Origin of the sequence: Mangrovicoccus ximenensis (assembly GCF_003056725.1) — a bacterium.
Lineage (GTDB): Bacteria > Pseudomonadota > Alphaproteobacteria > Rhodobacterales > Rhodobacteraceae > Mangrovicoccus > Mangrovicoccus ximenensis.
Genome location: NZ_QBKZ01000004.1, coordinates 193645 through 213292 on the forward strand (window position 1 = coordinate 193645; position 19648 = coordinate 213292).

The 19648-nt window shown below is 69.3% G+C and carries 18 protein-coding genes and 3 pseudogenes; 13 read left to right on the top strand and 8 right to left on the bottom strand.

The annotated features are described in order from the left end of the window. Position 1 precedes the first annotated feature (1 nt). The 3 genes from C7T91_RS10045 to C7T91_RS10060 all read left to right on the top strand — a co-directional run bounded on the left by C7T91_RS10045 (position 2) and on the right by C7T91_RS10060 (position 2164). A complete protein-coding gene (locus tag C7T91_RS10045) occupies positions 2 to 1015 on the top strand; it encodes a hypothetical protein (RefSeq protein ID WP_145962833.1) in 1014 nt (337 codons plus the stop codon). Beyond that, positions 1012 to 1152 (top strand): hypothetical protein, encoded by a 141-nt coding sequence (locus C7T91_RS32440; protein WP_161555835.1) that lies wholly within the window; start codon positions 1012 to 1014, stop codon positions 1150 to 1152. The genes C7T91_RS10045 and C7T91_RS32440 overlap by 4 nt, the downstream gene beginning before the upstream one ends. A gap of 583 nt (positions 1153 to 1735) precedes the next feature. Further along, positions 1736 to 2164 carry an organic hydroperoxide resistance protein gene (locus tag C7T91_RS10060; protein WP_108259112.1) on the top strand — a complete coding sequence of 143 codons (429 nt, stop codon included), beginning with the start codon at positions 1736 to 1738 and terminating at the stop codon, positions 2162 to 2164. Between the two features lie 748 nt (positions 2165 to 2912). Here the strand turns inward: C7T91_RS10060 and C7T91_RS10065 are convergent. Further along, positions 2913 to 3773, bottom strand: coding sequence for an aldo/keto reductase (locus C7T91_RS10065; RefSeq protein WP_108259113.1), 861 nt, complete (start codon positions 3771 to 3773; stop codon positions 2913 to 2915). Positions 3774 to 3909: 136 nt separating this feature from the next. Beyond that, on the bottom strand, positions 3910 to 4113 hold the full coding sequence (locus tag C7T91_RS10070) for a hypothetical protein (protein WP_145962834.1): 204 nt from the start codon (positions 4111 to 4113) through the stop codon (positions 3910 to 3912). An 11-nt stretch (positions 4114 to 4124) separates the two neighbouring features. Between C7T91_RS10070 and C7T91_RS10075 the strand changes: the two genes are divergently transcribed. The 3 genes from C7T91_RS10075 to C7T91_RS10085 are packed head-to-tail and all read left to right on the top strand — an operon-like array spanning position 4125 to position 8161. After that, positions 4125 to 4721, top strand: coding sequence for a TRAP transporter small permease subunit (locus C7T91_RS10075; protein ID WP_108259115.1), 597 nt, complete (start codon positions 4125 to 4127; stop codon positions 4719 to 4721). Further along, positions 4714 to 7068, top strand: coding sequence for a TRAP transporter large permease subunit (locus tag C7T91_RS10080; RefSeq protein WP_108259116.1), 2355 nt, complete (start codon positions 4714 to 4716; stop codon positions 7066 to 7068). Before C7T91_RS10075 ends, C7T91_RS10080 begins: the two co-directional genes overlap by 8 nt. A 4-nt stretch (positions 7069 to 7072) precedes the next feature. Then, a complete protein-coding gene (locus C7T91_RS10085) occupies positions 7073 to 8161 on the top strand; it encodes an ornithine cyclodeaminase (protein WP_330848836.1) in 1089 nt (362 codons plus the stop codon). On the opposite strand, the gene C7T91_RS10090 is transcribed toward C7T91_RS10085, so the two are convergent. The 3 genes and pseudogenes from C7T91_RS10090 to hpbA form a co-directional block, all read right to left on the bottom strand. Next, complete coding sequence (locus C7T91_RS10090) at positions 8158 to 8898, bottom strand: GntR family transcriptional regulator (protein ID WP_108259117.1); 741 nt, start codon at positions 8896 to 8898, stop codon at positions 8158 to 8160. The two genes, C7T91_RS10085 and C7T91_RS10090, sit on opposite strands and share 4 nt — an antisense overlap. A gap of 2 nt (positions 8899 to 8900) precedes the next feature. After that, positions 8901 to 9317, bottom strand: a complete 417-nt coding sequence (locus C7T91_RS10095) for a type III PLP-dependent enzyme domain-containing protein (RefSeq protein ID WP_108259118.1) — start codon at positions 9315 to 9317, stop codon at positions 8901 to 8903. Beyond that, a pseudogene (gene hpbA, locus C7T91_RS10100) lies at positions 9226 to 10446 on the bottom strand (N-methyl-L-proline N-demethylase HpbA); the annotation flags it as partial. The pseudogene hpbA and the gene C7T91_RS10095, both read right to left, overlap by 92 nt. 294 nt (positions 10447 to 10740) lie before the next feature. Here hpbA and C7T91_RS10105 point away from each other — a divergent pair. After that, complete coding sequence (locus C7T91_RS10105; RefSeq protein WP_108259119.1) at positions 10741 to 11376, top strand: TetR/AcrR family transcriptional regulator; 636 nt, start codon at positions 10741 to 10743, stop codon at positions 11374 to 11376. Between the two features lie 373 nt (positions 11377 to 11749). After that, positions 11750 to 12280 carry a CYTH domain-containing protein gene (locus tag C7T91_RS10110; protein ID WP_161555836.1) on the top strand — a complete coding sequence of 177 codons (531 nt, stop codon included), beginning with the start codon at positions 11750 to 11752 and terminating at the stop codon, positions 12278 to 12280. Positions 12281 to 12320: 40 nt separating this feature from the next. Here the strand turns inward: C7T91_RS10110 and C7T91_RS10115 are convergent. Both C7T91_RS10115 and C7T91_RS10120 read right to left on the bottom strand, forming a co-directional pair. After that, positions 12321 to 12818: pseudogene (locus tag C7T91_RS10115) on the bottom strand (carbon-phosphorus lyase complex subunit PhnI); the annotation flags it as partial. Next, positions 12818 to 13132: a phosphonate C-P lyase system protein PhnH gene (locus C7T91_RS10120; RefSeq protein ID WP_108259121.1), complete on the bottom strand. Its 315-nt coding sequence runs from the start codon at positions 13130 to 13132 to the stop codon at positions 12818 to 12820. The gene C7T91_RS10120 and the pseudogene C7T91_RS10115, both read right to left, overlap by 1 nt. Positions 13133 to 13342: 210 nt before the next feature. Here C7T91_RS10120 and C7T91_RS10125 point away from each other — a divergent pair, with 210 nt between their 5' ends. The 5 genes and pseudogenes from C7T91_RS10125 to C7T91_RS10140 all read left to right on the top strand — a co-directional run bounded on the left by C7T91_RS10125 (position 13343) and on the right by C7T91_RS10140 (position 18749). Beyond that, positions 13343 to 14500 (top strand): ABC transporter substrate-binding protein, encoded by a 1158-nt coding sequence (locus C7T91_RS10125; protein ID WP_108259122.1) that lies wholly within the window; start codon positions 13343 to 13345, stop codon positions 14498 to 14500. A 36-nt stretch (positions 14501 to 14536) separates the two neighbouring features. Next, positions 14537 to 15454 carry a branched-chain amino acid ABC transporter permease gene (locus C7T91_RS10130; RefSeq protein ID WP_108259123.1) on the top strand — a complete coding sequence of 306 codons (918 nt, stop codon included), beginning with the start codon at positions 14537 to 14539 and terminating at the stop codon, positions 15452 to 15454. Positions 15455 to 15509: 55 nt separating this feature from the next. Next, positions 15510 to 15941: an amidase family protein gene (locus C7T91_RS10135; protein WP_108259124.1), complete on the top strand. Its 432-nt coding sequence runs from the start codon at positions 15510 to 15512 to the stop codon at positions 15939 to 15941. After that, positions 15941 to 16036, top strand: a pseudogene (locus C7T91_RS39335) (hypothetical protein); the annotation flags it as partial. The gene C7T91_RS10135 and the pseudogene C7T91_RS39335, both read left to right, overlap by 1 nt. Positions 16037 to 16127: 91 nt before the next feature. Then, on the top strand, positions 16128 to 18749 hold the full coding sequence (locus C7T91_RS10140) for a phage tail protein (RefSeq protein ID WP_108259125.1): 2622 nt from the start codon (positions 16128 to 16130) through the stop codon (positions 18747 to 18749). Between the two features lie 63 nt (positions 18750 to 18812). On the opposite strand, the gene C7T91_RS37835 is transcribed toward C7T91_RS10140, so the two are convergent. Next, positions 18813 to 18944, bottom strand: a complete 132-nt coding sequence (locus C7T91_RS37835) for a hypothetical protein (RefSeq protein WP_269100966.1) — start codon at positions 18942 to 18944, stop codon at positions 18813 to 18815. Positions 18945 to 19648: the final 704 nt, after the last annotated feature.

A 19648-nucleotide genomic window follows, 5' to 3' on the forward strand; every position in this document is an offset into this window, starting at 1 on the left:
CATGCTCGCATCCCTGCGCCGAATGGCAGGCAGCGTCGGCGTCAAGGTCGGCGGGATTATCGTCCTGCTCGCCGCGCTGACCATCTTCGCCGTCGCCACCTCGTTGAGCGTTTTCGGAGATTTCAGCCGCAATCTCGACCGCTTCGAGACCCGCGAAGTCCCCGCGCTGCGCCAGAGTTCGAAGATGACCGAAGCCGTGTCGGAGATCGCCAAGAACCTGTCCTCGCTGCTGATTGCCGGAACGGCGCAGGACATCGACCAGCTGACCGCCGGATTGCAGGACCAGCTGCTGCAGCTCGACGGATTCGCAGAGGGCCTGCCGGAGGCGCAACGCGCGGAATTCAGCGCCCAGGACGACCGGATCACCCGGGCCATCGCCGACATTTCCAAGACCCGCCGCGACGAGCTGCGCGACGACGAGGCGACGCTGGAGCGCAGCGACGGGCTGGTGGAAAAGGTGGCCGTCGCGCAGGGCGAGCTGCAGCGCATCTGGGGCGAGCAGCTGGCCATCGCCCGCGGGACGGTTCCCGGAACCAGCGCCCTGGCCCGGAGCATCGCCCTGGAAAAGATGAGCGAGGCGGTCCAGCTGGAACGCCGGGCAACGACGCTGCTGTCGGTGATCCTCACCGGGGCTTCGGCCGACGATCCCGCCGGGGTGGACGACGCGCAGCGCAATGCCGAAACCATGGCCGCGAACATCCGCGCCACCGCGGCGACCTTCAGCGATGACGAGCGCCTGTCCGAGGCGCTGGACGCCATCCTGGCCGAGACCGATCCTGCGGCAGGGCTGCTGTCGCTGCGGCGCAACGTGGTGCTGGCGCGGGCAGCGGCCGACGAGGCCTCCGGCACCGCCGCCGACTCGAAGGTCAGCCGGACTGGCGGCGCGCGGGTCCGGACGGCCTCCAGCCGGCGCCGCCGCATGACGCCTCGGGCCATACCTGGCACCACGCCACGGACATGCTTCTCGCCTATGTCCGGGACGGCGGCGCCGAAACGCTCGCGGCGATGGGGGTGACCGGCGTGCCGAGCGGGATGCCGGGCTTCCGCGGCACCCTCGCCGAGACCGATATCCTCGACATTCTCGCCCATATCCGCCGCTCCTGGCCCCCGGAGCTGCAGCGCCACCAGGACAGCATCAGCCATGCCAGGTGACGGAACCGGCGCCCGGTCCCGGCTGATCCCGGTCAAGCCGGCGCCCCGGCGGCGGCGCCATCCTCGGGCGGCAACTCTCCGGAGACTGCCATGATCCGCTTCGCGCTCCTGCTTGTCCTGCTGCCCGCCGCAGCCTCTGCCCAGGCGCAATCCGCTCCCGGCGCCCCGGGCCCCCACGCCATGCCGGGCCACGGGGCGATTCCCACCGAGACCGGGCAGGCCGCCTTCGCCGCCATTGCCGAGATCGTGGCGCTGCTGCGGGCCGATCCGTCCACCGACTGGAGCAAGGCCGATATCGGTGCATTGCAGCGGCACCTGCAGGACATGGACATGCTGGCCGCCATGCCGGCCCCGCAGCAGGAGCCGATCCCCGGCGGATTAAGCATCACCATCCCCGCAGAGGCACCCGCAGCGGCCGCGGCCTGGCGGATGCTGCCCGCCCATGCCCCGATGCTGGCCGCCGAAACCGGCTGGGCCAGCGTGGCCGCGGCGACCGCGGACCCATCGGCGCGCGGCCCCGCGACGGCGCGGGACGGCGGGGCTAGATGCGCTGGGATGCAGGCTGCGACGAACGGAGACCCGCATGTCCCTCGATTTCAAGTACTGGACCGCAGGCAAGGCCACCGGCGGCGGGCGCAGCGGCCGCGCCGAACTGGCCAATGGCGCGCTTGCCCTCGACATGGCGATGCCGGAGGAGCTGGGCGGCACCGGCCGGGGCTGCAATCCCGAGGAGCTTTTCGCGCTTGGCTACGGCGCCTGCTATCTCAGCGCGCTGCGCTTCGCGGCCCAGTCGGAACAGCTCGGCACCGTGCCCGAGGAGGCCGCCGTGACGGCGCATGTCGGCATCGGCGGCCGACCGGAAGGCGGCTTTGCCCTGGCGGTGCGGCTCGAAGTGTCGATGCCTGGCGTGGATGCGCAGGCCGCGCGGGCCATCGCCGAGCGCGCCCATGAGGTCTGCCCCTATTCCAACGCGGTGCGCGGCAATATCGACGTGGAGATTGTGCTGGCCTGACGCCCGGCGCAGGACGGCTTCATCCGCCGGGCAACTGCGGACGCGTCCTGCGGGGACGTCCGTGCGCGGCGACGTCCCGCATCGTGGCGCCGTCCTCTTCCGGCGGGGGCGGCCGTTTCCCTGGGGGTGCCGTCTTGGTGATCTGGCGCGCGGGGACCTTCAGGCGCAGGTCGCGCTGCCAGCCGAGAGTTCTCCCGCCGGGGCAGCGCGCCGTGCGATCAGCGTTTCGGCAGGCAGCGCACCGGAAACCCGCCCTGCATGTTCCCGAGCTGCAAGGGGCGGCGCCGGGTCTCGGCATTTCACCGCGGGGAGGTCCCGGCACGTCCTGCCTGCCTCTCCCTCGCGGCAAGTCAGGAAGAGCGGCGCGGCCAGCTGGTCGGCGAACGCCAGACGGGACGTTCCGGCCAGCAAGCGATGGCGCTGCCGCGGACCTGCATCAGGGCCCGCCCCGCGAACGAGAGCGGCGGCTTCGCGGGGCGGAACGTGCGGGACGATCAGCCGTCGGGAAGTTTGCCGGGGCTTTCGCGGCATCCGGCCCGCCTCGGCACAGTCGTGATGCGGGAGCGGCGCAACCTTTCCTTCGCAAGCGCTATGAGGCGGTCGCCGAAATCCGGACACGCTGCCAAGTCCCGGCGCGATGCCGTTTGCCAAGGCCATGGCCGGTCCGGCACGCGAACGCCCGGCGCATCGCTGCACCGGGCGCTGATGCCGGCAGGACCGGGTGCGCCCGGTGCCGGGCGCGGCAGGGTCAGACCTTCTGGTAGACCGGAAAGACGCTCGCGTCGCCGTAGTCCTTGATGGTCTCGATCGACTTCAGCACGTCCATGTCGGCGTCGGAGATCTCGAACCCGACATCGGCATTCGTTTTCATGTGCGCCGGGTTCGCGGTCTTCGGCAGGGCGGCGAGGCCCAGCTGCAGCACGTAGCGGATGCAGAGCTGCGGCACCGAGACGCCGTATTTCGCGGCCATCTCGCCGATCTCGGCATGGTCGAGGATCTTGCCGTGGGCGATCGGCGAATAGGCTTCGACCGCGATGCCGTTGGCCTTGCAGTAGTCGATCAGCGCGAAGGGGGTATTGGCGATATGCGCCAGGACCTGGTTGATCATCGGCTTGACCGAGGCGTTGTCGATCAGGTTGGCCAGGTCGGCCTCTTCGAAGTTCGACACGCCGATGGCGCGGATCTTGCCGGCCTCCATGGCGTCTTCCAGCGCCTTCCAGGCGGCGAGGTTGCCCTCGAAGAACCGCTCCTCGCCGGAGAATTCCATCCAGGGTTTCGGGCTGTGGATCACCATCAGGTCGATATAGTCGAGGCCGAGCGTCTCCAGCGAGCCGTCGATGGCGGCCTTGGCGCCGTCGTAGTCCTTGACCTCGGCAGCCAGCTTGGTCTGCACGAAGAGATCGCCACGCGCCACACCGCAGGCGCGAATGCCGATCCCGACGCCGCGCTCGTTGCCATAAGCCTGGGCGGTGTCGATATGGCGGTAGCCGATTTCCACGGCGGCCTTGACGGCCTCGGCGACCTTGTCGTCGTCGATCATCCAGGTGCCGAGGGCCAGTTTCGGCATTTCGACGCCGTTGGACAGGGTGAGGGTTTCTTCCAGGATCATCTGATCTGCCTTTCCTGCTTGGCTCCGCAGAGCCGCGTTTGTCCTGCGGTCCCGGCCCGCATGGCCGGTCCGCGTCGTGTGAACCCTATCTAGTCCGGCCCGGGCGCCGTGATAATCGGGGCGGACTGCAACCTGCTCATGAGCTGGGTGCATGAATGGCGGCAATCTCCGGGTCCCTGCGGCGGGCGGCGCGGCGCAGGACCAGCGCTCCGCCGAAGCTGCCGAGGCCCGAGAGCGCCAGCACCCAGCCGAGCGGCCAGGCCGAGCCGTCGGCGCCCGCCTGCGCTCCCGCCGGGGGACCCGCGGCGCCGCGGCGGACGTGACCGGCGGCCAAGCGCAAGGGAGAGCATCTTGAATTTCCTCATCCGGTGCAGCCGGGGCATAGACCGGGTCACCGCCTGGATCGGCAGGAGCGTTGCCTGGCTGATCCTCGCCGCCGTGCTGGTCAGCGCCGCGAACGCCATCATCCGCAAGGCCTTCGACCTGTCGTCGAACGCCTGGCTCGAACTGCAATGGTATCTCTTCGGCGCGGTCTTCATGCTGGCCGCCGCCTGGGCGCTGCAGAAGAACGAGCATGTCCGCATCGACGTCGTATCGGCCCATCTGTCCCAGCGCGTGCGGCTGTGGATCGACCTCTTCTGCCACATCCTGTTCCTGATGCCCTTCGTGGTACTGATGACCTGGCTCAGCTGGCCGTTCTTCCTGCGCTCGATCCGCAGCGGCGAGGCCTCGATGAACGCAGGCGGGCTGATCCTGTGGCCCGCGAAGGCGCTGGTTCTGGCGGGGTTCGTCGTGCTGGTCTTCCAGGGGATTTCCGAGATCGTGAAGACCGTGGCGATGCTGAAGGGCGACCTGCCGATGCCGTCCGACGGCGAGGAGGACCACCTGCCGCCCGAACTGCGCGAACATGCCCACATGATGGAAGAGGAAGGCCGGCCCAATGCTTGAGTTGATCGCCCACAACCTCGCCCCGATCATGTTCATCACCGTGATGGGCATGCTGCTGATCGGCTATCCGGTCGCGCTGACGCTCGCCGCGGGCGGGCTGTTCTTCTTCGTGGTCGGCGTCGGCCTTTCCGAGATCGCGCCCGGCGAGATCAACCTGTTCTGGCCCCTGCTCGGCGCGCAGCCCGAACGGGTCTTCGGCATCATGTCGAACGACACGCTGTTGGCGATCCCGTTCTTCACCTTCATGGGGCTGATCCTGGAACGCTCCGGCATGGCCGAGGACCTTCTCGACACGATCGGCCAGCTCTTCGGCCCGGTCCGCGGCGGCCTGGCCTATGCGGTGATCCTGGTCGGCGCGCTGCTCGCGGCCACCACCGGCGTCGTCGCGGCCTCGGTGATCGCGATGGGGCTGATCTCGCTGCCGATCATGCAACGGTTCAGCTACGCGCCCTCGGTCGCCACCGGCACGATCGTGGCCTCCGGCACGCTGGCGCAAATCGTGCCGCCGTCGCTGGTGCTGATTGTCATGGCCGACCAGCTGGGCGTGTCGGTCGGCGACATGTATATCGGCGCGCTCTGGCCGTCGCTGATCCTCGTCGGCTCCTACTGCCTCTACATCTTCCTGCTGTCGATCTTCCGGCCCTCGCTGGTGCCGGCGCTGCCCGCGTCGGAGCGGACGCTGGGCGGCGGGGTGATGTCGCTGGTGGTCTCGATCGCCGCAGCCGTGGCGATCTACATGCTCGGCACGCATGTGCTCTTCACCCATCTGTCGGACGCCAACCAGTTCGTCGCCGCCGCCGCCCTGGCCGTCGGCGCGATCTTCCTCTTCGCGGTCGCGAACCGCGGCATGAAGCTCGGGATCATCTCGCATCTGGCGGAGCAGGTCATCATCGTCCTGATCCCGCCGCTGGCGCTGATCTTCCTGGTGCTCGGCACGATCTTCCTCGGCATCGCCACCCCCACCGAGGGCGGCGCGATGGGCGCGGTCGGCGCGCTCCTGCTGGCGCTGATGAAGAAGCGGCTGACCTTCGGCATCCTGAAATCCTCGGTGCAGGCGACGACGACGCTCTCGGCCTTCGTGATGTTCATCCTGATCGGCGCGCGGGTCTTCGGCCTGACCTTCTACGGGGTGAACGGCAATGTCTGGCTGGAGGAGCTGCTGCTCGGCCTGCCCGGCGGCGAATACGGCTTCCTGCTGGTCGTCACGGTCGTGGTCTTCATCCTCGGCTGCTTCCTCGACTTCTTCGAGATCGCCTTCATCCTGGTGCCGCTTCTGGCGCCGGTCGCGCAGACGCTCGGGATCGACCTGGTGTGGTTCGGGGTGATCCTCGGCATCAACCTGCAGGCCAGCTTCCTGACGCCGCCCTTCGGCTTCTCACTCTTCTACCTGCGCTCCGTCGCGCCGGCGAAGGAATGGCTGGACGAGCGGAGCGGGCGCCGGATGCCCTCGATCCGGACGACGGACATCTACAAGGGCGCGATCCCGTTCATCTTCATCAACGTGGCGATGATCCTCGCGGTGATCGCCTTCCCCTACCTGGTCACGCATTACAAGCAGGAGCCGGTGACGCCGCCGCCTGCGCAGATCCAGGTCGCGCCGCCCGCGGGCGGAAGCCTCGGCCTGCCGCCGATCGGAGGCGGGGCATCGGACAGCGGAGGCGGGCTGGGCCTGCCGCCGGGCGAGCGGGCCGCGCTGCCGGTCTTCCTCGGCGGCGACCACTCGCTGTCGGCGGCAAGCGTCCCGGCGATGGCAGCACGCGCCGCAACGGCGGGCCGTCCGTTCTTCGTGCTCTGGCTCGACGCCCATCCCGACCTGCACACGCTGGGCAGCACCGGAAGCGGCAACCTGCACGGCACGCCCGCCGCGTATTTCACCGGAGCCGAGGATTTCGCGGCCTATCCGCCCCTGCCCGCCCGCGTGCTGCCGGAGAATGTCTGCATGATGGGCATCCGCTCGGTCGATCCGGCCGAAGAGGCGCGGCTCGGCACGAGCGGCATCGCGCTCCACCGGATGGCAGAGCTGCACCGCAACGGGGTGGAGGCCCCTCTGGAAACCTTCCTCGGCCGGGTCGCGGCCGCAGGCGGCGACCTGCATGTCAGCTTCGACATCGATTTCCTCGACCCTGCCCTCGCCCCTGCCGTCGGCACGGCCGTGCCGGGCGGCGCCTCGCTCGGCCAGGCCCGCAGCATCGCGGCGCTCCTCGGCGGCAGCGGGCTCGTCACCTCGCTCGACCTCGTCGAGCTGAACCCGTCCCTCGACCCGGAGGGCCGCTCCGCCAGGCTCTTCGCCGGGCTTGCCGCCGCGATGGCCGCCCGCACCGACGCCCTTTTCAGGACAGGAAGCTGATCCCATGAACGACATGACCCTTTCCCCCGACACCCTTGCCGCGCTGGCGCCTTCGGAGCTGGCGATGGTGCCCTTCGTCTCGGTGCAGGACATGATGCGGCTGGTGCATCGCGAAGGCCTCGATACCGTGCTGCGCGATCTCGCGGATCATATCGAGGCCGATTTCCGGCGCTGGCCCGAATTCGACAAGACCCCGCGCGTGGCCAGCCATTCGCGCGAGGGGGTGATCGAGCTGATGCCGACCGCCGATGCCGAGCATTACGGGTTCAAATACGTCAACGGCCATCCGAAGAACACCCGGACCGGCCACCAGACCGTGACCGCCTTCGGCGTGCTCTCCTCGGTCGACAACGGCTATCCGCTGCTCCTGACCGAAATGACGCTGCTGACCGCCCTGCGCACCGCGGCGACCTCGGCCATGGTCGGGCGGCGGCTGATGCCTGAGGGCGCCGGCACGATGGCGATGATCGGCAACGGCGCGCAATGCGAGTTCCAGGCGGCGGCGTTCCGCGCGCTCTGCGGGATCACCCGGCTCAGGCTCCATGACATCGACCCGGCAGCCACGGCGAAGGCGGCGGCGAACCTGCGCGCGCAGGGCTTCGAGGTCGATACCTTCCGCAGCGCCCATGAGGTGGTGGAAGGCGCTCAGGTGATCACCACCTGCACGGCCGACAAGCAGAAGGCGACGATCCTGACCGACAACATGGTCGGCGCGGGCGTCCATATCAACGCGATCGGCGGCGACTGCCCCGGAAAGACCGAGCTGCACCGCGACATCCTCCACCGCGCGTCGATCTTCGTCGAATATCCAGAGCAGACCCGGATCGAGGGCGAGATCCAGCAGCTTGCCCCCGACCATCCGGTGACCGAGTTCTGGGAAGTGCTGCAAGGCACGGCGCCGGGGCGCCGCGACCCGCGCGAGATCACGCTGTTCGACAGCGTCGGCTTCGCGATCGAGGATTTCTCGGCGCTGCGCTACGTGCTCGGCCGGGTCCGTGCGGGCGCGCCGCACATCACGCTCGACATGCTGGCCGATCCCGACGATCCCCGCGATCTCTTCGGCATGCTGGAACGCTCGAAGGGCCGGGGCTAGCCTCCGGGGCGCGCCGGTCCGGGGGTGATCCAGTCCGGCACCAGCGCGACCCGGCGCCGCTCCAGAAGATGCACCAGCCGACGCGAGACGTACCCGCCGTGATCCACCAGAAGCGCGGCGAAGCGGCCCCGGTCGCCCGCCGCCATCGCGTCGAGGATGTCCTCGTGCTGCGCGAGGTTCAGTTCGAATTGCGCATCCTGGTGCGCCGGATCGGCCAGTTCGTTCTGGTAGGTGTAGTTCAGCACCCGCATCACCCTTGCATGGACCTGCCGGGCGAAGTCCTCGATCAGCGCGTTCTCCATCGTCGCGTACATGCGCATGTGGAAAGCCGCGTTCAGCCTCGTGATCTCGAGGAAATCCCGCGCCGCCACCGTCGCGGCATAGCGGTCCTGGATGTCCCGCAGGTCTCCGAGCAGCCCCGGCGCGTCCGGCCGGCAGCGATGCGCCAGCATGCCCTCGCAGAACTGGTGCGCTTCGATCAGCTGCTCGAATTCCCGGAAATCGAGCGGCTGCACCACCGCCCCGCCGCGGTTCGGGCGGAACAGCACGAAGCCCTCCGCCGCCAGCCGGTTGAGCGCCTCGCGGGCGGGCGTCCGGCCCAGCCCGAAGCGGTCGATGAGGAGCCGTTCGTCGATACGGCTGCCGGGCGGCAGCGTCAGGTCGATGATCCGGTCCCGCAGGAGCTCCACGGCAAGCGACACCTGCGACGGCGTCCCGCGGGGCTCCTCCTCCGCCACGGTCAGAACACCTTGCCGCGCGCCGTGACCGGCCAGAGCGTCTCGACGCGGCCGCCGCGCAGGCCGGCATACCAGTCATGGAGATTGCAGGTCGGGTCGCAATGGCCCGGGATCAGGCGGATCATGTCGCCCAGCTTCAGCACGCCGTCTGGATCGTCAAGCGTGCAATGCTCGTCCGAGACCTTGCCGACGGTGACGCCGGGCACGCCATGGGCGACCGGCGGTCCGCTGTCGACGGCCAGCGCCTTCAGCCCGGCATCGCAGACCGCGCGGCCCGGCGCGGGCACCGAGATCACCGTGGCCAGCACGAAAAGCGCCTGGCCGAAGCCGCTCGGCCGCGACCCGCGCCGCCTCCATGCCCGCGGGACCGGCGCCGACGACGGTGACGCGCTTCTGCGCCGGCGCCTTCGCGATGGCATGGGGCTGCTCGATCTCGCGCCCCGTCGAGGGGTTGTGCAGGCAGAGCGCCATGCCGCCCTGGTAGATGCGGTCGAGACAGTAATTGGCGCCGACGCAAGGCCTGATCTCGTCCTCGCGGCCCTCGATCACCTTGCGCACCAGATGCGGGTCCGCCAGATGCGCGCGGGTCATGCCGACCATGTCGAGCTTTCCGGCGGCGATCGCATGCCGCGCGGTGGCGACATCGGGGATTTTCGCGGCATGGAAGGTCGGGAAATCGGTGGCGGCGCGGATCTCGCCGGCGAAATCCAGATGCGGCGCATTGCGCATCCCCTGCACCGGGATCACGTCGGTCAGCCCGGCATCGGTGTCGATATGGCCCTTCACCACGTTGAGGAAGTCGACCAGCCCCGAGTCCTTCAGCTTGCGCGAGATCGCCAGCCCGTCCTCGCGGGTCAGCCCGCCCGGCAGGTCCTCGTCTCCGGTATAGCGCACGCCCAGCAGGAAATCCCCGCCGCAGCGCGCGCGGATGCCCTCGAGGATCTCGAAGGTGAAGCGCAGCCGGTTGTCGAGCGAGCCGCCATAGGGGCCGTCGAGATCGTTGGTCAAGGGCGACCAGAACTGGTCGGCGAGATGGCCGTAGGCCTGGATCTCGATCCCGTCGAGCCCGGCAGCCTTCATCCGCTCGGCGGCATCGACATAGTCGCCGATGATCCGCGCGATGTCCCAGTCCTCCATCTTCTTCGGGAAGGCCCGGTGCGCCGCCTCGCGCTCATGCCCGGGCGAGACGACGGGCAGCCAGTCGGCCTTGTCCCAGCGGGTGCGGCGGCCGAGATGGGTCAGCTGGATCATCACCGCGCAGCCCTCGTCATGGCACTCGTCGGCGAGCTTCTTCATCCAGCCGGTCACCTCGTCCTTCCAGGCAAGGATGTTGTTGAAGACCGGCGGGCTGTCGCGCGACACGCTCGCCGAGCCGGCGGTCATGGTCAGCGCCACGCCCGCCTTGGCACGCTCGACATGATAGGCGCGGTAGCGGTCCTTCGGCATGCCGTCCTCGGGATAGGCAGGCTCGTGCGAGGTGATCATGATGCGGTTCTTCAGCGTCAGGTGCTTGAGCTGGTAGGGCTGCAGAAGCGGGTCGTTCGACATGGCGTGGCGTCCTGGGGTGGAAGTCCTTGGATGCCGCCACCCCGCCAGAAATGTACATACCTGTCAAGTCGCGACTGACTGCCCTGCACCGCATCCCGGCGCCTCTTCCGGAAGACACTTCCGAAGAGCAGATAGGAAATATCGATACTCCAACCTGTTGGCGCCGATCTGCAGCGAAGAACACGCAATCCGCGACGACGGGGCCAGCGCCTGAAAATGGTCACCAACGTACATTTTCTGGGCAGCCCCGCCTTTCCGCTTGCCCCGCCACGCCGCGGCGGCGTAACCGGAACCATGACCGGTGACCCCCTTCCCGAGCGCGGCTGGCGCGGATCCCAGGATGTCTGGCTCGAGGCCGCCTATGAGGCGCTCGTGGAGAAGGGCGTCGATGCGGTGAAGATCATGCCGCTGGCGACCGCGCTGAAGCTGTCGCGCACCAGCTTCTACTGGTTCTTCAAGGACCGCCGCCAGCTTCTGGCGATGCTGCTGAACCGCTGGGAGGAAACCACCACGCGGGTGCTGGTGGCGGCTGCGCGCGACTATGCGGCGACCGAGACCGAGGCGATGCTGACGGTGATCTCCACCTTCCTGCCGGATGCGGGCTTCGACGCGCGGCTGGAACTGGCGGTGCGGGCCTGGGCGCAGCAGGATCCGGCGGTGCTGGCGCGGCTGCAGGCGGCGGATGCCGAACGCCTGGCGGCATTGCGGGCGCTCCTGGAATACTGGGGCCATGACGCGCTCGACGCCGATGTGCGGGCACGCACCATCTATCTCGTGCAGGTCGGCTACATCTCGATGCGGGTCGAGGAGCCGCTGGCCGACCGGCTCGCGCGGTTCCCCAGCTATGTCGAGATCTATACCGGCAAGCGCCCGTCCGGGCCGGAGATGGAGCGGGCCACCGCCCGGATCGGGCGCCGCCCCGGAACATAATCATTCGTGCGCATATGTCCGCCTTTGGTCGATATTGCCCTTGAGGCAACGATGGCCGAACCTCGCCGGAGCCAGTGCCGGGAGCACCTCCCGCCCGGTCCGAGAGGAAGACAATGCCATGGACGAGCTGCAAGGATCGCCTTCATATTCGGGGATGCAGCCCGACCGTCCGCCCTGTGGCGGCGCGTAAAGCGCCGGAATTCCGCCGGGCAGGAGACGTCGCGCCTTTTCAACCGGAGCGTGAAACATTATCAATCCGGTAAAGATTCATGATAAATGCCTTGTTTCTCGCGGCTTGCAAGGCCAAACCCGCGCCGGGTCCCGCATGTCCGCAACCATGCGGGGAACCACAGTACCAGTTCCGGAGACGTCCATGGCGAAAGAAATCGAACGCAAGTTCCTTGTAAGCGGCGAAAGCTGGCGGCGGGACGCCCGCCAGGTGACCGAGTTGCGCGACGGGCTGATGTCCTATGACAACGGCCGCAAGGTCCGGGTGCGCTGCATCGGCGACACCGCCGTTCTGACGCTGAAGGGTCCGAAAAGCGGATTCACCCGCGACGAGTTCGAATACGAGATTCCCTTCGAGGATGCGCAGGTGCTGCTCGACCGGCACTGCCCGTTCGGCCAGCTGTGCAAGACCCGCCACATCCTGTCCTGCGGCGGCTTCGAATGGACGGTCGACGAATATCACGGATCGCTCGACGGGGTGATCATCGCGGAAGTCGAGCTGCCTTCCGAGGACACGACCTTTGCGCTGCCCGGCTGGCTGGGCCGCGAGATCACCGATTGCCCCGAATACCGCACCGGCAACATGGTGAAGCGCCATCCCGAAGCCGGCCGCGACCGCCAGCCGGGCCGGACGCGGACCGCGGCGCAGGACCAGCCCCTGCAGGCCCGCAACTGACCGGACCCTGCGCCCCCTAGAGGCGGCGCGCGCTGATCGCGATCAGCCCTTCGCGGCCGAGGAACGCCGCCACATGCGGCACCGGCTCCGGCGCCGCGGGATGCTCCGGCGCCGCTTCGGGCGTCCCGCCTTCGGCGGCGAGGCGGAATTCCAGCAGCCGGTGGGCATAGTCGAAGGTCGGGCCCAGCACCTGCCCGCCGGGCAGATCCTTGAAGGTTGCCGAGATGCGCCGGTCGCAGGCCATCTCCGCGGTTTCCACCGGCTGCGTCGCGCCGAAGCGCGGCAGCGTCGTGCGGTAGGCCCGGATCAGGAACACCGCCTCCACCAGGTCGCCGCGGGCCTGCTTGATCGCAAGCGCGGCCAGATCGGGGTCGTGCAGCGCGCCTTCGGCCATCACCCGGTTGACCGACAGCGCCAGCTGCTCGCGGATCTGCGCGACCGAGAGTTCCGCCACGCCGGCATCTCCGCGGCGCTCCTCCTCCAGCCAGGCATGGGCATTCCCGATGGCGCGCTCGCCGCCCTTGACTGCAACATACATCAGCCGACCCGCGTGCTGCGCGGCAGCGCCGCCAGACGCATGCCGCTGGTGAACAGGAAATCCAGCCCGAGCGGGAAGCGCGCCGCATTCGCGCGGAAGGCCTCCTTTTCCGGCAGGGACAGCCAGGCCTCGCCGGCGATCCCGGGGCCTGACAGGCGCGCGCCTTTGGCGGCAAGCCGCGGCAGTTCCGCGATCAGCGTCGCGGAGCGGTCGGGATAGTCGGGCGTACCGGCACGGAAGCGGCCGTGCGGCGCCAGCGCCTCCCAAGTGCCAACGGCAAAGGCGCGCTGCCGCCATGGCAGCAGCGAGCGCATCGAGGCGGTCCGCGGTGGTGGCGAGGTCGGCGGGCATCTGCAGGAGGGCAAGTTTCATGCCCCCGAGCTTAGCGCCGGAGCCGCCGCCGGGGAAGCACCGCCCGCGCCCCCTGCGGCCCGTTGGCACGTCGCCATTCGCCGCGCAGCGGGCAACACTTCCGCGTGAAGGGCCCCCAGAGCCCGCGACACACGACCGACAGGGATTTCCGCATGCTGCGCTCCACTCTTTCCGTTCTCGCCCTTGGCGCCGCCGCGCTGCCCGCCATCGCCTCCGCCGAACCGGTCAAGGTCGGCGTCCTGCTGACGCTGTCCGGCCCCCCCGCGGTGCTCGGCGAACATGCCCGCGACGGCGCGCTGCTGGCGCTGAAGGATCTGGGCGGCACGCTCGGCGGGCAGGAGGCCGAGTTCCTGGTGACCGATGCCGAGGGCAAGCCCGACATCGCCGCGCAGAAGGCCCGCCGGCTGGTGGAAAGCGACGGCGCGGACTTCGTAATCGGCCCGATCTTCTCCAACATCATGGCGGCGATCGCCGGTCCGGTCACCGAGGGCGGCGCGTTCCTGCTGTCGCCGAATGCCGGGCCGTCGGTCTTCGCGGGCGAGGGCTGCAATCCCGACATCTTCGTCGTCTCTTACCAGAACGACCAGCCCGACCAGGTGATGGGCTCCCATGCCAACAGCGCGGGCTACGGCAATGTCGTGCTGATCGCGCCGAACTACCAGGCCGGAATGGACCATCTGGGCGGCTTCAAGCGCACCTATGAAGGCAGCGTCACCACCGAGCTGCTGACCCAGCTCGGCCAGCTCGACTACTCCGCCGAGCTGGCGCAGATCGCGGCCTTCCAGCCGGATGCGGTCTATGCCTTCCTGCCCGGCGGCATGGGGGTGAACTTCGTCAAGCAGTACGAACAGGCCGGGCTGTCGGGCATCCCGATGCTGTCGAGCTTCACCACCGACGAGACCACGCTGCCGGCGATGCAGGAGGCCGCGCTCGGCAAGTTCTCCTCGGGCTCCTGGGCGCCGGATCTGGACATGCCGGGCAATGCCGAATTCGTCGAGGCCTTCGTTTCCGAATACGGCCGGGTTCCGGCGAGCTACGCCGCCTATGCCTATGACGCGGTGATGCTGCTCGACGCCGCCATCGCAGAGGCCGGGACCGAAGACCGCGACGCGCTGCGCGAGGCGCTGAAGACCGCCGACTTCCCCAGCCTGCGCGGCAAGTTCGCCTTCGGCGCCAACCAGTTCCCGGTGCAGGATTTCTACCTGACCGAGGTGGTCCAGCGCGAAGACGGCGCCTTCGCAACCTCCGCCAAGGAGCTGGTCGTGGCCGACTATGTCGACGCCTATGCCGGCGCCTGCACCGCAAACTGATCCCTGAAGGCGGGCCCCGGCCCGCCGCATGATCCCATGGCCAATCTCTTCCTGCTCCAGCTCCTGAACGGGGCGCAATTCGGCATCCTGCTGTTCCTCGTCGCCGCCGGGCTGACGCTGGTCTTCGGGATCATGGATTTCATCAATCTCGCCCATGGCGTGCTCTACATGCTGGGCGCCTATCTGATGGCGATGTTCGCGCTGGAGACCGGCAGCTTCTGGCTTGGCCTCCTGCTGGCGCTCGGCACCACGCTGGCCGTGGGACTGGTGCTGGAATGGCTGGTCTTCCGAAGGCTCTACGACCGGCCGCATCTCGACCAGGTGCTGGCCACCTTCGCACTGATGCTGATCCTGTCCGAGGGGGTGAAGATCCTCTGGGGCTCCGCGCCGCTCAACGTCGCCATGCCGGAACTCCTTTCGGGCTCCGTGCCGCTCGCGGGTCCGCTGCGCTACCCGGTCTACCGGATCGCGATCATCGCCGCGGGGCTCGCCACCGCGCTCGGCCTCTGGTGGCTGATCACCCGCACCCGCACCGGGATGCTGCTCCGCGCGGGCGCCTCGAACCGGCCGATGGTGGCCGCGCTCGGCACCGACATCTCGCGGCTCTTCATGCTGGTCTTCGCCCTCGGCGCGATGCTGGCAGGCTTTGCCGGCGCGCTGGTCTCGCCGGTCCTGTCGGTCGATCCCGGCATGGGCGAGCAGATCCTGATCCTGACCTTCGTCGTCATCGTGATCGGCGGCGTCGGCTCGGTGAAGGGCGCCTTCGCCGGCGCGCTGCTCGTCGGCATCGTCGACACGGTGGGCCGCATCTTCGGGCCGATCTGGCTGAAGCTCGTCATGGACCCCGCCGCCGCCGCGCAGGCCGGCCGGGTGCTGGCGCCGATGCTCGTCTACCTGCTGATGGCGGCAGTGCTCAGCTGGCGGCCGAACGGCCTGTTCGGGAGGGCGCCGTGAGGGCCGCGGCGCCGAGGCTGAGGCGCGGCCGTCCCGCATCCTCGCCGTCGCCCGCATGCCGGATGCGCCCTGCGACCCGGAGATCATCGCAGGCTTCGAGGCCACGGTCGACGCCCTGCGCGCCCGGGGCCACGAAATCGCGCAGGGGCCGCTGCCGCATGATCTCGCGCCGCTCAACGCGCAATGGAGCAAGATCGGCGAGATCGGCCTGGCGCGGTATTTTGCCGAAGACCCGGTCGTCGGTGCCGCTGCCGCCGAGAAATACCGGGAGATGGCCGCACGCGGCGCAGCGGCCCCGGCGACGCTGCTCTATGACATTCTCGGCCATGTCTTTGCGCTGCGCGAGGCGGCGCGCGGGCTCTGGGGCTGGGACGCCATCCTGACCCCGGCCTCGGCGGCGCATCCCTGGCCCGCGGCCGAGGCCTTTCCGCCGGTGATCGACGGGCAGGAGGCCGGTATGGCGACGAGGCCGGGGCCGTGGCGGTGATGCAGCATCTCGGCGCCGCCACCTTTGCCGGGGCGGTGGATGCGGTCTGGGAGCGGATCCCGGTCACCCTGGCGCAGCGCGGCGACTGGATCATGGCCGATGCGGCCGGCACGACCGGCTGCCTCGGGGTGGTGGCGGGCCGCCGCGCGGGCTGTCGCATATCAACATCTCGCAGGACTGGATCGCATGGGCGGCAAGGTAGGCAAGGCGATCACCGCCGCCGTCACGGTCGCGGCCATCGCCTTCACCGGCGGCGCGGCGACCATCGCCCTCGGCGCGACCCTGTCCTGGGGCACCGTGCTGGCCGGGGCGGCGGTGCAGGGCGCGATCGCCGGGATCGGCGCGCTGACGGCCAAGACGCCGAAGGGCGCCAAGCCCGCGAAGACCGGATCCGAGATCACCCTGAACAGCCTCCAGGCGGTGAGCGAAGGCATCATGGTCTATGGCGAGCGCATGGTCGGCGGGCCGATCGTCGCGCGCTCGACCAGCCGCGCCAACGGCTCCGACAACGGCCGGTATCACAGCATCATCGTGCTTGCCTGCCACGAGATCGACAGCGTGCGCGAAATCTATGTCGGCGACCGGCTGGTCTGGACGCTGGAGCAATGGGAGGCGGACGAGGCCGACGGCACGAAGGACGAGCTGGACCGGGGTCTGATCGGCAGCCGCTACCGGACCAGCATCGGCATTGCCATCCGGCTCGGGACGCCGGGCCAGCAGGCGGTCGGCCAATATTATGCCCGGACCGGGGACTGGACCACGAAGAGCCGGGGCCGCGGGATCGCCTATCTCTACTTCACCTATGAATACGGCAAGCACTTCCGCCAGGGCACGCCGACCGTGCGGGCGCGGATCCGCGGCAAGAAGGTCCATGACTGGCGCAGCGGCCAGACCGCCTGGAGCGCCAATCCGGCGCTGATCGCCCGCGACTATGCGGTGACGGCCGAGAGGTTCGGCGGCATCGGCTGGACGGATGCCGATCTGGACATGGCCGCGCTGACCGCGTTGGCGAACATCGCCGACGAGCAGGTCGCCCAGGAGGCGGGCGGGACGCAGAACCGCTACGAGTACAACGGGATCCTGGACACCGCGGTTGCGCCGTCCGAGAACCTCGACCGGCTGGCGACCGCCTGGGGCGGCTGGTGGACGCATGACCGCGGCCTGCTCTCGGTCGGCGGCGCGGGCTACGAGGCGCCGAGCTTCGCGGTCGATCCGGACATGATGGTCGGGACCATCGACACGCAGGCCAAGCGGCAGTTCGAGGACCAGGCGAACGTGATCAAGGGCGTGTTTGCCCCGGCCGATGCCGAGTTCGTGCTGACCGACCTGCCGGTGATGTCCTCGGCCGCCTTCCGGGCCGAGGATGCCGGGCAGGAGCTGGTCCAGGACATCGGCGAGCTGCCCGGAGAGACGGACATCGAGCGCGGCCAGCGGCTGCAGAAGCTGGTGCTGCTCAAGGGCCGCCGCCAGAAATCCGCGGTGGTGCCCTGCAACCTGGAGGCGGTCGGCGTCGGGCTCGGCGACACGGTCACGCTGGACGCGCCCTGGCGCGGATGGGCGGCGAAGCCCTTCGAAGTGGTCGGCCGCGAAATCTCTGTCGGGCCGGGCGAGGGCGGCGAGGTGCGCGCCTCGGTGATCCTGTCGCTGATCGAGACCGATGCGGCGGTCTATGACGAAACGACCAGCGAAGAGACCGGCAGTCTGATCAGCGTGGCCTCGAACTTCCCGAGCCGCCTGGACGAGCCGGTGGTGACGCCGCCGCAGGTGGCCGAGGGGCTCTATGACGGGCGCACCGGCGGCGCGCGGCTTTACGTCGACCTGTCGAGCACGTCGGACAATCCGTTCATCCGGTACTGGCAATTCGCCTGGCACCTGGCGTCCGATGGGCCGGAGAACGCGAAATATTCGCAGAACAGCGAAGAGCCCGGCGTGCGGATCCCGGACTTCACGCCCGGCGTCTGGATCTTCGGCGCCCGCGCCATCACCGAGGGCGGCATCGTCGGGGACTGGTCCTGGGCTGCCGCGGCACAGGTGCAGGGGCTCAGCGCCACGCCCTCGGCGATCTCCGGCCTGCACATGCAGCCCAGTTCGCAGGTCGCCATCCTGAAATGGCTGCAGCATCCCGACATCGACGTGATCCAGGGCGGGCGGATCGAGTTCCGGCACTCGAACCTGCAGAGCGGCGCGACCTGGTCGAACAGCCGGAGCATCGGCATCGCGGTGCCGGGCACGGCCACCGAGACCTCGCTGCCGCTGCTGCCGGGCACGTATCTCGCGCGGGCCTACGATTCCACCGGCATCGCCGGGCCGGTCGCCGCGGTCTCGACCCGGGCGCCGTCGCTGCTCGGGCAGTCCGCCGTGGCCAGCATCGCCGAGGCCACGGCCTTCACCGGCGCCAAGTCCGGCTGCGAGATCAGCGGCGGCACGCTGGTGCTGTCCGAGGGCGAGACCGCGGCCGAATATCTCTATGCCGGGCAGATCGACCTCGGCTCGGTGCAGGACGTGCGCCTGGTGACCGAGGTCGGCATGACGGCGGCCGGGCGCGACGACCTGTTCTGGACCGGGGATGCCGGTTTCTGGACGGGGGACGGCGAGTTCTGGGCGACGGAGCTGGCCTCCGGCGACATCCAGGTTCTGGTGTCCGAGACCGATGACGACCCGTCCGGGGCACCGGCCTGGTCGGCCTACACCCGGATCCACGCCTCGGACATGAACGCCCGCGCGTTCCGCTTCAAGGCGCAGATGACCACCGCAACGGCCGACGACGAGGTTACCGCCTCGATCCTGTCGGTGACCGCCTACCAGTAGGAGCAGCATGACACAGGGACCGATCCTGCCAGACTCCGGGTACAGCCCCGCGCAGGCGCTGGCCTATTTCACGACGGCGATGCAGGCGCTCGCCACGCTCTCGGCGGGCGGCACGGTGCCGCCGGAGGTGCTGGCGAACATGGCCTGGCTCGACACCTCGACCCGGCACCTGAAGCTGCGGAACGCTGCGAACACCGCATGGGACAGCCTGGTTGCCGCGCTGGCGCCGAACGCGGCTGGCTACCTGCCGGGCGTTCCGGTCGAGTTCTCCAGCGCGGCTGCGGCGACGGCCTGGCCGGTGGGGACGGCGGGCCACAAGTGCGGCTGGCGGGCCCGACGATGCCCTCCGGCCGCTCCCGCGGAACGAGACGCCCGGAAGACCGTCACCGGCAACCGCTTGACGGAAAAGGGTGCGGCAGGCATTCTGGCTGACCCGCAGCCGTGCCGGGCTCCGCTCAGCCGGCCATTCAGCGGANTCCGGCGATTGGCACGGCCGCCCGGACCTTCGCCGGAACGCCGGAGACCTTGGCCCGCCCCCTGGCAGCGGCCGCCAGTTCCTCCCCGGAAGCCGTCGTCAGGATCGCCCGCGGCATGCAGCGGCTTTCTGCGCCGGGCCCCGACGCCCGCACCCGCGGCCGCCATCCGGAACTCCGTGTTCGCGATGTTGCAAATCGCCGTTTCGGCATCCGGCCAAACCGGGACTGGCCGACCATGCGCCCGTCGGAGGAATGGGCGCCGGAGACGCGGGCAGCACGGCCCGCGATCGTTTCGGTCCCGGCAGGCGCATGTTGGATATCGGCAGAGCGGTTCTCCTATTCGACAAGTTCGCGGAAGCTGCAACCGATGCACGGCGCTCCGGAGGATCGGGGCCGTGTCCTCCGCCTCTGCGGGGCCAGGGA

Excerpts from the sequence above, each read along its gene's own strand:
- C7T91_RS10045 (WP_145962833.1), top strand. The coding sequence starts at position 2 with ATGCTCGCATCCCTGCGCCGAATGGCAGGCAGCGTCGGCGTCAAGGTC.
- C7T91_RS10060 (WP_108259112.1), top strand. The coding sequence starts at position 1,736 with ATGTCCCTCGATTTCAAGTACTGGACCGCAGGCAAGGCCACCGGCGGC.
- C7T91_RS10065 (WP_108259113.1), bottom strand. The coding sequence starts at position 3,773 with ATGATCCTGGAAGAAACCCTCACCCTGTCCAACGGCGTCGAAATGCCG.
- C7T91_RS10080 (WP_108259116.1), top strand. The coding sequence starts at position 4,714 with ATGCTTGAGTTGATCGCCCACAACCTCGCCCCGATCATGTTCATCACC.
- C7T91_RS10085 (WP_330848836.1), top strand. The coding sequence starts at position 7,073 with ATGAACGACATGACCCTTTCCCCCGACACCCTTGCCGCGCTGGCGCCT.
- C7T91_RS10095 (WP_108259118.1), bottom strand. The coding sequence starts at position 9,317 with ATGCCATCGCGAAGGCGCCGGCGCAGAAGCGCGTCACCGTCGTCGGCG.
- C7T91_RS10105 (WP_108259119.1), top strand. The coding sequence starts at position 10,741 with ATGACCGGTGACCCCCTTCCCGAGCGCGGCTGGCGCGGATCCCAGGAT.
- C7T91_RS10110 (WP_161555836.1), top strand. The coding sequence starts at position 11,750 with ATGGCGAAAGAAATCGAACGCAAGTTCCTTGTAAGCGGCGAAAGCTGG.
- C7T91_RS10120 (WP_108259121.1), bottom strand. The coding sequence starts at position 13,132 with ATGCGCTCGCTGCTGCCATGGCGGCAGCGCGCCTTTGCCGTTGGCACT.
- C7T91_RS10125 (WP_108259122.1), top strand. The coding sequence starts at position 13,343 with ATGCTGCGCTCCACTCTTTCCGTTCTCGCCCTTGGCGCCGCCGCGCTG.
- C7T91_RS10130 (WP_108259123.1), top strand. The coding sequence starts at position 14,537 with ATGGCCAATCTCTTCCTGCTCCAGCTCCTGAACGGGGCGCAATTCGGC.
- C7T91_RS10135 (WP_108259124.1), top strand. The coding sequence starts at position 15,510 with ATGCCGGATGCGCCCTGCGACCCGGAGATCATCGCAGGCTTCGAGGCC.
- C7T91_RS10140 (WP_108259125.1), top strand. The coding sequence starts at position 16,128 with ATGGGCGGCAAGGTAGGCAAGGCGATCACCGCCGCCGTCACGGTCGCG.